Origin of the sequence: Telmatobacter sp. DSM 110680, assembly GCF_039994875.1 — a bacterium.
Taxonomy (GTDB): domain Bacteria; phylum Acidobacteriota; class Terriglobia; order Terriglobales; family Acidobacteriaceae; genus Telmatobacter.
Window position 1 is genome coordinate 5,886,144 of sequence record NZ_CP121196.1, and the last position, 15,473, is coordinate 5,901,616.

10 protein-coding genes are annotated in these 15,473 nt (G+C 53.6%); 6 read left to right on the forward strand and 4 right to left on the reverse strand.

The genetic code is table 11. The features are described 5' to 3' along the window. Positions 1-288: 288 nt before the first annotated feature. Positions 289-1,038 (reverse strand): LytTR family DNA-binding domain-containing protein, encoded by a 750-nt coding sequence (locus P8935_RS24285; RefSeq protein WP_348262895.1) that lies wholly within the window; start codon positions 1,036-1,038, stop codon positions 289-291. Between the two features lie 904 nt (positions 1,039-1,942). On the opposite strand from P8935_RS24285, the gene P8935_RS24290 reads away from it, so the two are divergent. The 3 genes from P8935_RS24290 (at position 1,943) to P8935_RS24300 (ending at position 5,199) form a co-directional block, all read left to right on the forward strand. After that, complete coding sequence (locus tag P8935_RS24290; RefSeq protein ID WP_348262896.1) at positions 1,943-3,130, forward strand: tetratricopeptide repeat protein; 1,188 nt, start codon at positions 1,943-1,945, stop codon at positions 3,128-3,130. 56 nt (positions 3,131-3,186) lie between these two features. Next, positions 3,187-4,281 carry a histidine kinase gene (locus P8935_RS24295; RefSeq protein WP_348262897.1) on the forward strand — a complete coding sequence of 365 codons (1,095 nt, stop codon included), beginning with the start codon at positions 3,187-3,189 and terminating at the stop codon, positions 4,279-4,281. A 435-nt stretch (positions 4,282-4,716) separates the two neighbouring features. Further along, positions 4,717-5,199: an SRPBCC domain-containing protein gene (locus P8935_RS24300; protein ID WP_348262898.1), complete on the forward strand. Its 483-nt coding sequence runs from the start codon at positions 4,717-4,719 to the stop codon at positions 5,197-5,199. Between the two features lie 913 nt (positions 5,200-6,112). Here the strand turns inward: P8935_RS24300 and P8935_RS24305 are convergent. From P8935_RS24305 to P8935_RS24315, 3 genes are all read right to left on the reverse strand, one after another. Continuing rightward, positions 6,113-9,277: an NADH-ubiquinone oxidoreductase-F iron-sulfur binding region domain-containing protein gene (locus P8935_RS24305; protein WP_348262899.1), complete on the reverse strand. Its 3,165-nt coding sequence runs from the start codon at positions 9,275-9,277 to the stop codon at positions 6,113-6,115. Continuing rightward, positions 9,274-9,813, reverse strand: coding sequence for an NAD(P)H-dependent oxidoreductase subunit E (locus tag P8935_RS24310; RefSeq protein WP_348262900.1), 540 nt, complete (start codon positions 9,811-9,813; stop codon positions 9,274-9,276). The genes P8935_RS24305 and P8935_RS24310 overlap by 4 nt, the downstream gene beginning before the upstream one ends. A 361-nt stretch (positions 9,814-10,174) precedes the next feature. Further along, on the reverse strand, positions 10,175-10,489 hold the full coding sequence (locus P8935_RS24315) for a GrlR family regulatory protein (protein WP_348262901.1): 315 nt from the start codon (positions 10,487-10,489) through the stop codon (positions 10,175-10,177). A 399-nt stretch (positions 10,490-10,888) separates the two neighbouring features. Here P8935_RS24315 and P8935_RS24320 point away from each other — a divergent pair, with 399 nt between their 5' ends. The 3 genes from P8935_RS24320 to P8935_RS24330 are packed head-to-tail and all read left to right on the forward strand — an operon-like array spanning position 10,889 to position 15,386. Then, on the forward strand, positions 10,889-13,978 hold the full coding sequence (locus P8935_RS24320; protein WP_348262902.1) for a proton-conducting transporter membrane subunit: 3,090 nt from the start codon (positions 10,889-10,891) through the stop codon (positions 13,976-13,978). Then, the gene (gene nuoB / locus P8935_RS24325) at positions 13,975-14,475 is read left to right on the forward strand and encodes an NADH-quinone oxidoreductase subunit NuoB (RefSeq protein WP_348262903.1); all 501 of its coding nucleotides are present in this window, start codon (positions 13,975-13,977) and stop codon (positions 14,473-14,475) included. The genes P8935_RS24320 and nuoB overlap by 4 nt, the downstream gene beginning before the upstream one ends. Continuing rightward, the gene (locus tag P8935_RS24330; protein WP_348262904.1) at positions 14,472-15,386 is read left to right on the forward strand and encodes a complex I subunit 1 family protein; all 915 of its coding nucleotides are present in this window, start codon (positions 14,472-14,474) and stop codon (positions 15,384-15,386) included. The genes nuoB and P8935_RS24330 overlap by 4 nt, the downstream gene beginning before the upstream one ends. Positions 15,387-15,473 lie beyond the last annotated feature (87 nt).

The following is a 15,473-nucleotide window of genomic DNA, read 5'->3' on the forward strand; positions in this document are numbered from 1 at the left end:
CGTGGAGATCTCGCCGGCCCACACAACGTTTGAATGATGTTGAATTGCGGATTTTTTCGGTCTTCGTCTATTCCATTTTGAAGAGGTGACGTATAGCGCCGATTAAGTGACGAGAGTGATGCGAAGGAGGGTAGCCAACCGAAGATCACATGCGACAGAAGAAAGAATGTCAAAGACAAATATAGAAACTCATACACCTAAGCCCGGAGTTAGACGCGAAATCCGATGCTCATAACTGTCGATCACATTATTTATGCGCTGTTGGAATTGCTTGACGCGGCGAAGTTGTTACACAGCGCGACTTAGCAAGTCATTGATCCTGGCGTGGTACCCGCGACTCATCGGGAGTTTCTGCCCGTTGACGAGATGGACCATGAAGTCGCCGCGAGATTCGGTACGAACCTCTTTAACATAGCGCAGATTGACGATGGCAGAGCGATGAACCCGCAGGAAGAGTTCAGGATCAAGGCGCTGTTCCATCGAACTCATCGTTTCTCGCAATAAATGCGTATCTGTTCCCGTGCAGATACGGACATAGTTCTCCTCCGCCCCAATCCAGCGGATATCCAACACGGGAAGGAAAAGAATGCGACCACGCGATTTGAAGATAATTCGCGCGGCATATTGGCTTGGGGCACTCTCTCTCGATTTATGGCGATCTTCAACTCGAATTTGATCGCGAGCGCGCAATACAGCTGAGTGTAAACGCTCTGCGCTGAACGGTTTCAAAAGATAATCGGTTGCGTTTAATTCGAACGCGCGCAAAGCGTAGTGGTCGTATGCGGTCGTAAGGATCACGCGAGGCAGCGTGACACCGGCGGTACATGCGAGTTCCGCAATCGCATCAAGCCCGTCCGTGCCGGGCATACGTACGTCGAGAAAGAGAAGCTGTGGTGCAGTCGCATGTACTATTGCGTGAATATCGCGGGCGGTAGAAGCCTCGCCAACGATCTCAATATCCGGTTCTGAGCGGAGGAGCTGGCGCAGTTTCTGGCGTGCGAGAAGCTCATCATCAGCAATCAGTGTCTGGATAGGCATCGACTCTCCCATTCATTTGCTTTTGATTTTGTTCCTCGAATCAGAAAGTGCCGCAGAGATTCAACTTGGATGTGCTTCCGACAAATACAGGGCACGTCTCATTCCATCTCAGACTCTCAACCTTCAATCTTGATTTCAATAACTTACCCGAGAAAATATCCAGGAGGCGGCGAACAAAATGTTCGCTTTCGTGACGACTTGTCCGATTCTGGACAGTGCGTCAATGGTCTAAATCTCTTGAAGATGACAGAAGGAACAAATGCAGAGGGTTGTTCTTTGAGAACAGAACTGCGCAGAATTGGAGCTAGCCGCCGACCAAGCAGTTCGTCCTGCCGTGTCCATAACATCAATCCAGCGCGACGCCTGAGGTGGCCGTGGTGTCCTTCCGACTCGACACTCACATAGTCATCATGAGTTTGTGACGAGCTAACCATTCGTGATGACGAGTGTGCGCATGCCTTCTGTCATCGTGGGCGTTTGATCATTGAATGACCACAATGATTCCCTCTTCTGCTGATTACAATTCACCACACGCCTAGTCTAGGACTCGTTAGCAGCGCACTCCCCTTCAGACAGAAAGTTCGCGACGCAACTTCGTTAATGGAAAGACTGTATGCGCAGCGGTCTGAATCGAATGCGAGATCCAGGCAGCAACTACATCTTGCTGGGGAACGACGGTGTAAATGAAGTGACGGACAACTCCAGAGGAACTGCATTGAGGAGTTATCTGGCATTAAGAGCTACTAACAAATCATGACACTCGGATGAAGTCATGACGATTGGTGTGGCAACTGGACATCTTCGAAATCGGCGATTCCGTTTGCAAACTCGGAATCCGACACTAAACACACAACCGTGGCACGGCAACCATACTTCTCAAATTTCGCAACGTAGCGGAGGCGTTATGGTCTACAAACACAGTGGGGGTTTAGTCTCTACCGTTTCTCTCCTTATAACCGCAACCGCCTTGTTCGGATTCACGCAGCCGCGTGTTTCGTACGCTGTCGATCCAGACATTCCCCGGATCCAGTCAGGCGCTTACAGCGGTTCTATTTCGCAAGAAATCGAGCTCGGAGCCGCATACCTCGCCGGACACGGCGTAGCGCGCGACGAGAAGCACGCCGCCTACTGGTACGAGAAAGCAGCAGACTCCGGAGACCCCGGCGCCCAGGAGGAGGTCGGCTATTTCTACCAGGCTGGTATCGGTGTGGAACGGGATCCTGTTCGCGCCGTGCGGTGGTTCGAGCGCGCTGTGGCTGGCGGCCTCATCAGCGCGAAGGTGAACCTGGGAGTTGCATACGTTTGGGGTCTTGGTGTACGAAAGGATCCCTCTTTTGCTGTAGAACTCTTTCGCGACGCGGCGAAAAAGGGTAGCGGAATGGGAGCTTGCTACTTGGGAGACATGTACTACTTTGGTGTCGGAGTTAAGAAGAGCGACTCCGATGCAATACATTGGTTCGAACTCGGCTCGAAGCTTCACAATGTTCCCGCGAAGTTAGATCTCGCCCTGCTCCTCCTTGAGCGTCCCGATCAGAGAAGCCAGGATCGGGCAATGCGGCTATTGCGCGAAGCCTCCGCCTCTGGAAGTGTCGCCGCTAAACACCAGCTTGGTCTTCAGATTCTCCGCAAGCCGACCCTCGCAAGCTCCGAAACTGAAGCGCTCAGAGAGTTGGAGGAGGCCGCTTCTGACGGTTACTGGAAATCGTCCGCTGTGCTCGGAGTCCTGTCGCGAGACGGGAGAATAGTGGCCAAGGATAACAAAACGGCCTATTATCACTTTCGAATCGCAGCTCTGCAAGGTAGTGAGAAGGCTGCTACACTTCTGGCAAATGACCTTCGAAACCTCTCCTCGGAGTTGGGACCGGCACTAAGTCAGGAAATTGATCAGGCGGCGAATGCGTGGATAAAAAAGCATAATCGTTCGTTCGATTATCTAAACCCGCGCAACGAATATGCGAACACCTTCCCCGCATTTGCTTTGGGGCCTTCGCAAAAGGATATGCATACCGCATCGCTCTTTGAAGATAAGGACCCCGATATCTTGCAGGTTGACGATTGCTCGCGGTCATGCGATCTCAGAATGAACGACTAAAACCGAGACGCGATTCACGCACAATGCGAAAAGGTAGCCAAAGCGAGCCGGCGTTCATGAAGCCGGCCATATTCATCAGCACTTCCGTGCTGGTCGGCCTTTTATTCGCATTCCAGGAATGGCTAAGCATTCACCACATGGGCTACCACCTGCCTTCGCTGATCTTCTTCGAATCTTGGGGATATCAGTTCCTAGTGTGGGGCACTCTTTGCTGGCTGCTTTGGCACTTTTTCGGTTCACAGATTCAGAATGCTTCAACTCTTAGGATCATCAGTGTCTTTCTTCCCCTAAGTGTCGTGATCAGCCTTGCACAGCAAATGCTCTTCGTTTTCATCTTTCGCGAGCTTCCGCTCAATCATCCCGAGACATCCTATTGGCACAGATTGTCGACCTATGTCTATGCTGAGCTCCTCGACAACATGCTCATCTTCTGGTGCGCATTCTTCCTATTTCGCGGCGTTGGATATTATCAGCGCTTTCGCGAACACGAGACAACCAAAGCAGAACTAGAGGTTCAGCTTGCCAATGCGCAGCTTGCGGCTTTGCGAATGCAGTTGAACCCACATTTTCTTTTCAACACAATGAATGGTATTTCAAGTCTCATGCGCAGCGACATTGAGGCTGCTGACAACATGCTGGAACAGCTGAGCTGTCTCTTGCGAATGTCGTTGGAGCGCGGAGATTCCCAGCTTATTACCCTGCGAGAAGAACTTGAGTTCGTGGAACTATATCTCGCAATGCAAGGACATAGATATTCAGGGCGCGTGAAACAGTCTGTTCATGTGGATCCGCAGCTCTATGATTCATTGATTCCAAGCATGCTTCTGCAACCAATTGTCGAGAACGCTTACGTGCATGGTCTGTCCAGGATAGAAGCGACCGGCACACTCATGCTCGAAGTTCACCGGCATGGCAAGCAGATTCGGATTACCGTCGTGAATAGCGGTATTGGAATGAATCCCGCGTCTTACGCAGAAAACGGCCACGGAGTAGGCCTGCGCAACATTAAGAACCGTCTTAAGCTTCATTACGGAGAAGACTCGCACTTCGAGATTGCTGAAGTAGACCCAAGGCACGTTAGGGTTGACGTCGAGCTTCCACTCCGGTATTCGAATGATGTCATGAAACCTGCGGCTAAATTCGGTAGGTGATGATCCGTACAATTCTCTCGGACGATGAGGTATTGACTCATCCAAAGATTGGACAGGAGAAGATTCCAACGAGTTATAGCAATCGATCGCGCATTTCAAGGCTCACGAAATTCTCGCTAACTACCAAAGATTGAATCCGACGAGACGTTGAACGCGACAGGCATAGAGACCTTCGGTCTATTCATTAGAACGATGAAGCGATTGGTCCTTTTTTGTTGCCATTCGCCGCGAATCCACGAAACTGTATTAAATGCTCCATAAATACATAAGATCGATGATAAGGTGGCTGGTTTCTCTGCCAAGTTCAGACCACGTTTGCTGCGGCTGCACAAGGCTCTGCAACCATCATCCCGCCTGCTGTCTTCTCGTCACAAATACTCGCTAGGGGAGAACTTGCGGCAGCAAACCTGCACTAACTGCTTTGAGGTCCTTCCCATGAGCACAAATATACTCGCCGGACATCCTGTATCGACCATCTGTGAGTTGAAGCGTCATCCGTTAACTGACCGCCCTCTCAGCATCACTGCAATGACAAATGTGAATGCAGATCGAAGTAGAATCTATCACGCGCTTACAGTCGCCGAGTACATCGAAGCATGGTTTTCGGTCCCCGGTGCGATTGCGGGCCACACCAGAGCATTCGCTCATGAGAACTCTCTTTCGATTCGCTACTGCACACAGCATCAGCAATTCGCAATTCTCTGTTCATATCACGTTTGCCGAAGGAGCAAGCTGATGTTTTCCTGGCAACACTCTGCGCTTGACGAAGCGACACCAAGCTTTGTGAAGATTCGATTGATAGGTAATTTCGGGCGCACAACCGTGCATGTAACGCATGCCGGCTTGACCTTGTCTAACCAAAAATGGCATGAGAACTTATGGACGTTGTCTCTCGTGCACCTCAGCAAACTCTTTTGAAAACGGCAAACACGTTTACCGGCATCGAGTATTAGAGGCGTGTGAATTGGCCTCTTTGCATGTCCACCATCGACTTGTAATCAATTCATCGAAGAGTAGCGATCAACCGACTTGTAATGGACTCGGCACTGATATGTCCGCAAATATTCGTCGGCGTATCCTTGAATCTATAGACCTCGTCTCAAGCATGACGCATAGTAGTTCTACTCGCCGAGATGCGCGCAATCATTTCGCTGTCCTTTTCTAAATGAATCGGAGCTAGACCTTTCTCAACTAAGGCTCCCGTAGGGCATGCCTGGATACATTTGCCACAGCCTGTGCAATTTCTGGCATTGCCCCAATTGTCGGCCATATCGCTCACCAGTCGCGAAGAGATGCCGCGCGCAGATACTTCCCAAACATGAGCACCTTCCAACTCCGCACAGACACGCACGCAACGCGTGCAAAGAATGCAACGGTTGTGATCAACCACGTATCGCGGATGACTCATGTCAACACGAAGACGTGGATTGTTGTACGGGTATCGAACGTGTGTGATTTCGAGCGACTGAGCGAGCGCCTGGAGTTCGCAGCGACCGTTAGATACGCACACTGAGCAGATGTGGTTACGCTCGACTAGAAGCAGTTCGATCGCCATCCTGCGATACTCTTCGAGTCTCGGCGATGTTGTTCTGATTGACATGCCATCCTGAACAGGAGTAGTGCATGCTGGCAGCAGCCTGTCCGTCCCTGCAAGCTCCACCATGCATACACGGCACGCACCCGTGGCGCTCAAGCCCTTGAGATAGCAAAGCGTCGGGATATTCTTTCCATGTTCGCGAGCAGCCTCAAGAAGCATTTGACCTTCGGGAACTGTTATCAACTCGCCATCGATTCTCAAAGAGACGGTCGTCAAGGATTCTCCTTCTATAGCTCACTTCTCCGCAACGACGGCACGCAAATCGCAACGAAGACAGCGGCGGCTTTCCTCAAGTGCTTCTGCGGAACTTAGCGTGCACACTACTTCGTCCTGCGTTCGCTCGCGAACCGCGACCGGTACATTTACCCCCACGTGGCGCTTGCTCAGGCTGGGGTCGCCGGGGGTACTGCGTCCATATTCAAGCTGAGGGAAGATTTGTTCCCAGCGCGAGCCGCCCATCAAGCGCTCATCGATCTTGCGCGCCGCTTGCTTACCACCGCTCATGGCGTTCGATACATTGGAAGCACCCGTAATCACATCTCCCCCGGCGTAGAAGCTGGCTCGGCTCGTTTCCAGCGTGAATCGGTCTACTTTGATCGTTCCTTGTTCCTTCAGTTCCAATCCCGAGGCGCGGCAGAAATCAAGGTCAAAAGTTTCGCCGACGGCAAGGATCACGGATTCGCACTCAAAGCGTTTTACTTCATCTGTAGGGATCGGGCGGCGGCGTCCCGAGTTGTCATAGGCGCCTAGCCGGGTCTTCACAATTTCAATCGCTTTCACGTGACCCTTTGCGTCGCCGAGAATGCGGTGGGGTGCCGCGAGAAACACTAGCCGCACGCCTTCCTCCTCGGCTGCATGGATCTCTTCATCGATTGCAGGCATATCCCTGCGTTCACGTCGGTAGAGAATCGTAACCTCGGCGCCTGCTCGCTTGGCAGTTCGAGCTGAATCAATCGCCGCATTGCCACCGCCGATGATAACTACGCGCGCACCAAGGGGAACGGACTCGTTCTTCGCCATCGATTCAAGGAATGGCAGCGCGGGATAGACCCCCGTCAACTCCGTGCCGGGCAGATAGAGCCACGACTCTTTCCACGTACCAATAGATAGGAATGTCGCGTCAAATTGGCTCGCCAGATCGTTCAGCGAAAGTTTGGCTCCAACTTTCGTGTCGAAGATCATTTTCACGCCGACACGCTCGATCAATTCGAGTTCACGATGAAGCACCAATTTTGGCAGACGATATTCCGGGATTGCGAACCGAAGCATCCCCCCTGCCTCGCTACGCTCTTCGAAGATCGTTACTTCATGTCCCAGCATGGATAGGTAGAAAGCTGCCGTCAGACCAGTTGGCCCCGCACCTGCAACTGCAATCTTGCGCCCCGTAGACGTCAGCTTGTGTGTCAAGATGCGCTTCACCATCGGCTCGAACAATTCCGACGAATACACTGAGTCTGCAATGTAGCGATGCACCTCACGCATGTTTACAACTTCGTCAAATGACTGCCGCCGGCATCGGTTATCGCATGGATGCTGGCAAACGCGACCCGTAGAAGCCGGAAGCGGGTTGTCCATCACCACGGATTCGAATGCGTCCTCAAGGCGGCCTTCCTGGAAGAGTTCAAGAAAGCGCGGGATGTTCATTCGAAGAGGACAGCTGTTTTCGCATGGAGACACTGCAAGTTCCTGGCAGACTCCAGCCCTGCATCGTCTTCCCAGGATATGGTCCTGATATTCGTCGCGAAAATGCCTCAGAGTCGTCAAGACTGGGTTCGGAGCCGACTGCCCCAGGCCACAAAGAGAACAAGCACGAATCATCCGTGCCAACTCATCCAAAGTCTCCAGATGTTCCCTGGAGCCTCTGCCTTCTGTGATTGCGTTTAGGATCCGCAGTGCCTTGTCGAGCCCTACTCTGCACGGCACGCACTTCCCGCATGATTCGGAGTGTGTGAATTCGATGAAGTAGCGTGCGACATCCACCATGCAGTTGTCTTCATCCATAACCACCATGCCACCCGAACCCATGATTGAACCGATTTGCGCAAGGCTCTCGTAATCGACCGGTGTGTCGAACATTTCAGCAGGTATGCATCCCCCCGACGGACCTCCTGTCTGGACTGCGAGTACGCGACGCCCGTTGGCGGCGCCCTCACCGATGTCGTAGATGAACGTTCTTAAGGGTGTACCAAGCGGCATTTCTACGAGTCCGGTGTTCTGCACTTTTCCCACGAGAGAGAAGACTTTCGTCCCCGGACTTTTCTGACTGCCCGTTTCGGCGAACCAGCCGGGGCCGCGACTTACGATTGCTGGAATATTGCACCAGGTTTCGACATTGTTGATGTCGGTGGGCATGCCCCACAACCCCTTCTGCGCTGGAAAGGGTGGGCGGGGCCGCGGCCTGCCGGCACAACCTTCCAGCGACGCAATCAAGGCAGTCTCCTCTCCGCAAACAAACGCACCCGCACCCTGCACCAGTTCGATGTTGAAGTCAAATCCGCGATTGAGAATGTTCGTTCCAAGCAGCCCGTATTCGCGCGCCTGCTCAATTGCACGACTCAGACGGCGTACCGCCAGCGGGTATTCCGCACGGATATAAACAATGCCTTTCGTTGCACTCGTGGCGTACGCTCCGACGATCATGCCCTCCAAAACCGAATGAGGATCACTTTCGATTTCGTTGCGATTCATGTACGCGCCCGGATCTCCCTCGTCCGCATTGCAGATGACGTACTTCTCATCGGCCTTCGCCTTGGCAAGGAAGTCCCACTTGTTTCCTGTCAGAAATCCGGCGCCGCCGCGTCCACGCAACCGCGATGCCTTGATAAGCTCAACTATCGATTCCGGGCGCCCATCGATAAGAACCTTGTAAAGCGACTGGTACCCGCCTACTGCGATATATTCCTCAATATCTTCCGGATTGATCAACCCCGCATTCCTCAACACAATCTTCTTCTGACCTTTGAAGAACGGGATCGAATTCCACAAAGGTATCTCGGGATAGCCCTGGCCGAATCTGAACTGCGCGGTGATATGATCCCACTCTTCCAGTTTGCAAAAGATAAGATCGGGAGGCATCACCCTGGACGAAAGGGCTTCGAGAATTCGGGCGGCATCATTGGGCCGTACACGGTTTAAAATTACGAGCGGACCGCCGGGAACGCGAACACCCACAAGCGGCTCCTGGAAGCAGGCGCCGAAACAGCCCACGCCCGCAAGTTGAACATCCAGACCGCTTCGCTCGATGGCATCGTTGAGAGCGTGAAATACCTCTTCGGCTCCGTTACCGCGCCCGCATGTGCCCATTCCCACCGTGATTCGCGGAATGGCGGACATGAGCTTACCAACCCCGGATTCGCGTATAGCGTTAAAGCTCCCGATATCCTCGATGCGCGATTTCATTTTTTCCTCAAACTCAACGCGTTGATCTCACGCTGCAGTGTGCGCTCATTTACGTGACTTAAAATGTGGTGATTGACTTCAACAACGGGCGCCAAAGCACACTGTCCAAAACACGCGACGGTTCTAACTGTGAAGTGCCGGTCCTTTGTCGTCACCGACAACTTGTCTGCGTCGCTGGAATCATCGCTGTTTCCCTGAAACAGGCCTAGGTCGAGACACAACTTGGCAAGCAGATCTCGCGAGCCTCGGGTGTGACACGCGGTGCCTCGGCATACGCAAACCACGTTATCGCCCTGCGGATCGAGATTGAAGAGCGCATAGAATGTGGCGACGCTGTAGACGTTAGCAGGGGGAATTCCAGTTTTGGCGGCAACATGTCGGAGAGTCTCCAGCGACAGAAACTTGTGAGGATTTGCCGCCTGCACATCTTCGAGAATTCCCAATAATGCTCCAGCTCCATCTCCATGTTCAGCGATCGCCTGGTCAATCAGCAGTTTCTCGCTCGCGGTTAATGCCTGAGCAATGACATCCGGCATTCGATCCTCCTCGCCCGAACCAGGCCCCTTGCTTTCTACTCAATTTCCGCCAATACTCGGATGGAGCGAAGAAGGAAGAGCGTGGACAAGGCAGAGCACATTCCAACGGGCACGCGCTACGCGTTCTAAACTCCTGCACCGGAACTCCCGAGAATCGTCCGCCGGAACTCTGATACCACGCACTAACCGTTGGATGTGCCTTCGATCACACAGAGCTGTGATCAAGTTCTGAGCAAAATCTTTCCGTAATGCAGTTTTTGCATTCGAGAACAAGGAGCGACATGTGCGAATTGTCGAGCTAAAAAACGTCGAGGAGTTGAATCAAAGAGAGGCTCCTCTGTGATCAAACTACAGATATCGCTCACAGACCTTTGCGAAGTTCCACGGAGACGAGAGCTTCTGGTCTGTTGTCGGGATGTCCTGCGACTCGGGCATAATTACCCGTCACTGATCCCTTTAGAAAGAATGTGATTGGATGCGTGAGATCAGCGGGTTGTGATGATCCTGCATAAGGACTGACACGAACATTTGCGTAGAGATTAGAACCTTCTTCCTGATAAGAACCGGAATAGGTGTGCGCCGGGTCGCCACCTTCGATTATCCCGTCACGTAACACCGCGACACCGTCCCCATTCAGCTGTCCTGATGTGAAGTGTGCATACCAGATACCTTCCATTTCATTACCCCCTCGCTTGAAGAGTGCGAATCTGGCCAATCAGCATACTCCAAACTCACGCGCACCAGCGTCGAAATAATTCAGCGATATTTTCAGACGTCACGCGGGGACGGGTGACGGCCGGGAGAATCAGCCAGAAATCTGTCGTGATGTTTGTCACAAGCAGTGTTTGCCGCGATGTGCTAACACCATGCCGTGCTCGGCTTGCTGCCGCGGCGCGAAGCAGTAGTTGAAAACCGATCGTGTGATGAGAAATTGAACTGCCCACGCCTCAACGGCAGAATGTCGTAGCTCGGCGCTGCCCAGGATCGCTCGTATTCGCAGTCTCGCGGCGCTAGCCACCGCTGTGACGCGGGAGGTCTTATATCGGGCGCCATCCCATCAACATGGGAGGTGCACATGCCGAAGCTGAATGATCCGGTTTATCTTCTGCTCGCACCGTGCGTACTTCTCTTCGGAGCCTTGTTGCAACTCACGATTGCGCGCATCTGTTCTGCCCGTGTCAAAGGCATTGTGGCTGCTGCGACGTGCCTTCCCGCACTGTTCAGCGTTATCAGCCTTCTTCCTCGCATCCAGTCGGGCGATGCAATCGACATCAACCTATTCTCGTGGGATGGGCCCCTCGTTCTCGCATTTCATATTGATTCTCTCAGCATCCTGTTTGCATTCATGGGAACCTGTCTTGGCGCGATCGTTCTTGTCTATTCGATCGCCTATATGCGCCGGGACCCGGCAGTTACTCGTTTCTATGCAACGATGCTCGTGTTCATCGGTGGTTTTGTTGCGCTCGTATATTGCGCCAATCTCTTCTGCCTTTACCTGTGCTGGGAGGTCATCGGCCTGTGTTCCTTTAGTCTCGTCGGCTTCTGGTACCAGCAGCCTGAGGCGGTGTCGGGTGCGCGCAAAGTTCTGCTGATGACTCACCTGGCAGGCTATGGATTGCTCATTGCCATACTCGTTCTCTATCACCGTACGGGCACAGCCATGTGGACTGACCCCAGAATCGGCCGCAATTTCTCGACGGGAATCTTCCTCCTGATGCTAGCTGCACTACTCGCTAAGTCGGTACAGGTTCCTTTGCACACATGGATCCCCGATGCAATGGCAGCGCCAACGCCGGTGAGTTCACTGCTCCACGCAGCTTGCTATGTGACTGCCGGCGTCTATCTTGCCGCGCGCATGCACAGCTTTGCGACATGGCTGCCTTCATGGAACTTGATACTGGTTTCAATCGCCTCCGTCACCATGATTGTCGGCGTCATGTACGCTCTCGTGCAGAGCGATTTGAAGCGAATGCTGGCCTTTTCCACGGTGAGCCAGATCGGCTACATGTTGCTCGGAATCGCCATCGGTACTCCGCTTGGAATCATGGCGGGGCTTCTGCACTGTCTCAATCACGGATTCTTCAAGGGCGGCTTGTTTCTGAACGCAGGCGCGGTGCAGCATGCGGCGGGAACACGGGACATGAACCTCTTGGGTGGACTGGCATCGCGCATGCCGCGCACCCTGCTCTGCTGGCTGATCGGCGTTGGCAACATGGCTGGCATCCCGCTGATGAGCGGCTTTGTCAGCAAGTGGATGCTGTATGCAGCTGCCATCCAGGCTGGATGGGCGATTCCCGCTGTCATTGCCTGGATCGCTAGCCTTGGAACGGTGTTCATGTGCGCGAAAGCCACAAGCGCCGTATTTCTCGGGCCGCCGTCTGAAGCCGCACAGGATGCGCACGAAGTCTCGCCTGTCATGCAGTGGGCCATGGGATTGATGGCATTCGGAAGCATCGTTTTCGGTGTGGCACCTCAAATCGCCTATGTGTTGTTTTTTCATCCTATGTTCAGCGCCCTCGGCATGGATACGACATTGCGTGTCACATGGCTTGGTATGTTCGGCGGCGTAGGAGCCTTCTCCACAACAGGTGGATTAGTACTCGCCATTGTTTCATTCACATTGGGCACGGCCATCTTCGCGGTAGCACGCATTTCGAGCCGTCCTCGTGTCACAACAGTCGCTGGTTCCGCGGGCATTCTCCTCGGAGGTCCCAGCGATGTGTTCACGGGAGGCGAACCGCTATGGGAGCACGACAGGCTATCTGCCGCCGACTTCTCTCACATCTTCGAACAGAACTGGCGATCTTTTTTCCGCTGGTCAAACGTAGACAAGCTCTACGCATATGGCTTTCAGCAATTGCTTAGAGTAGCGCAGACTTTGGTGCGCCCGATGGCCTGGCTTGAGCAATGGGTGTTCCAGGGACTTCTAGTTCTTGCGGCGGCCATGATACTAAGCGCGCTGTGGATGGGCCGGATTTCGCCAGTCTATGCAAGCATCGATACGACGCCGATGCCGGCTCTCCTCATCGGATCAATCTGTATTGCAGCAGTCACCCTGGTTTGCGCAGCTGCGACAACCAATGAGGAAAAATTCCTTCCCCTGCAATTGGCCGTCCCATCGTTCTTCGCGGTCGCCGGTTGCATGGCTCAGGTCGAGTGGCAACGTTTCGCACTATTGGAGGCGGCAGCGCTGCTTAGCATTGTTCCAGTGTGGAAAGCAGCGCGCACTCGCACTTCACGTCTCACGTACGTGGTTGTAGTGTTACTTTCTGGACTTTGCATGGAGTCTTCGCAACTGCTTGCAAAACCGGAACAAATCGGTTGGAGCCGAGCGCTTCTCCTGACCAGCGTTTGTATCAAGTTTGCCGCAATTCCGTTCTTGTTCTGGCTGCTTCGGCTAGCAGATGAACTCCCGGCGATAGTGTTGGCTTTCATCCTCGCGGTGATCGACATCGCCGCTTTGGGCCAGCTGGCACTTCGTGTAGAGGTTGACCCGTCATTGCTCTTTCCCGCAGCACCCTGGTTGGTAATCGCTCTCCTCACCAGCCTGGTGGCCGGGACACTGATGCTTGCGCAACGGAGCATCAAGCGCCTGCTCGTCCTTTCCAGCATTGAAGACTTTGGATTTCTCCTACTGGGCGTCGCCTCGATCAGCAAACTCGGACTGGAAGGCGTTCTCCTCTCGGCTGCGTCGCATGCCCTCGGAAAAAGTTTGCTCTTTATTGCTATCGCTGCCCCGGAACGCGATGGGGCGCTCGCACGTGGAGATACAGGATTGGCCACGCGCTATCCGTACAGCGCTTTTGGGTTTCTCATAGGAATGCTCACGCTGCTTGGGGTTCCCCCAATGCTCGGCTTTGCCGGGCGCTGGAAACTCTATGAAACAGCTCTTTCCATTCATCCAGGATTGTTGGGAGGATTCGTACTTGCGTCCATGTTGGCTCTTATTGCGTATGTCATGGCGTTCACAAAACTATGGTGGGGAATCCCGTCATACGATGACAAACGTATCACCACGGTTGATACAACTGAGCGGTACTTCCCTCCTCTAATCCACGAGTCAATGATTTTGAAGGCTGTCATCCTTCTGCTCTTTGTATGCATCCTTGGCACCGGTGTCTGGCCCAGCATTGTCGTCCAGGCTTTTCAAGGAGGCCGGCCATGAATCTCTGGACTCGATTGCTATGTGCCTGTCGCCGTCGCAGCCCATGGATCTTTCATATGAATTCGGGAAGCTGCAACGGTTGCGACATCGAACTCATTGCATCGCTCACTCCACGTTACGACGCCGAACAGCTCGGCGTATTGTTGCAGGGAAGCCCCCGCCATGCCGACATCCTATGCGTGACGGGTCCAGTGACGCATACTGCCGCGCCTGCCGTTCACACCGTCTACGAACAGGTATGCGGCCCGAAGGCGGTTGTAGCGATCGGCTCGTGCCCCGCATCGACCAACGTATTCATTGATAGCCGCGTTCTTGTTGGCCCCCTCGACAAGCACATCCCTGTCGATGTTTTTGTTCCTGGATGTCCGCCGCGACCTGATGCCATCATTCGCGGTATTGCCACCGCTGCCAACATCCTGGCTGAGCGCCGTGACAATGCAGCGCTTGCCGAAACACCGACAACCTCGATCAAGAATCCAGAACAGGCGCGACCATGAATCTGCTCACTGCACTCGCACGCATCCTCGTGTTTCCTGGATTACTCTTCGCGATTCCTGCGGCATGGCTGGTTCTATGGATCGAGCGCAAATCTGTCGCTCTACTGCAACAGCGCATCGGTCCGCCATTTGGACAGCCATTTTTCGACTTTATCAAGCTGCTGGGAAAAGCCACACCGCCACGCTCCGGGGTGAATGGAATCCTAATGCGGGCGTGGCCCTTAATCGCTGTTTCAGCGTCGGCTGGAGCCGTTGGATTGCTTCCCGTGCTGCCATCGCATGGCGGCTTTCAGGGTGACTTGATCCTGCTGCTTGCCTTGATGGAGCTTCCTGCGATCTGCATGATCGTTGCCGGCTTCTCGTCACGCTCTCTGTTCGCTGAGATAGGCTCGGCGCGTGAAGCCGTGCTGCTTGTCTCTTACAATCTGGTCTTTCTCCTGGCTGCTGTTTCGATTGCCGTTTCGCAGCATTCGTTTCGACTCGAATCGCTCGCAGGCGTTCCGACCACACCGTGGCGCTATCTGGGCTTGATCGCAATCCTCATCTGCCTGCCTGCCAAACTGCATGTCAATCCCTTTTCGCTTCCTAACGCCGAGCAAGAAATCTACTCGGGCCCCATGGTTGAATATGCCGGATTTGAGCTTGCACTGTGGCAGCTCTCGCATGGTCTCGAGTGGATTGCCGGTGTTGGCCTGGTTGCCACGCTAGCTATTCCCCCATCTGCTCATATTTGGCTCGACGTAGGCGGCGTTCTTCTCCTCGGCTTCCTTCTTGTCCTGGTCATTTCAATCATTGCAGCGGCGACAGCAAGGCTCGCAATCGATACAACTGTGCGGTTCTATTGGCAATGCACTCTTGCCTTCGCGGTCCTCGCCATCTCGACGACACTACTCATGAGGTTGCGGTCATGAAGATTTTTGGATTGCTGTGGCAAAATCTTCGACGCGGCGTTGCAACCTTGCGATTTCCCGAAGCCCCACCAATGACGGGCGGTTTTC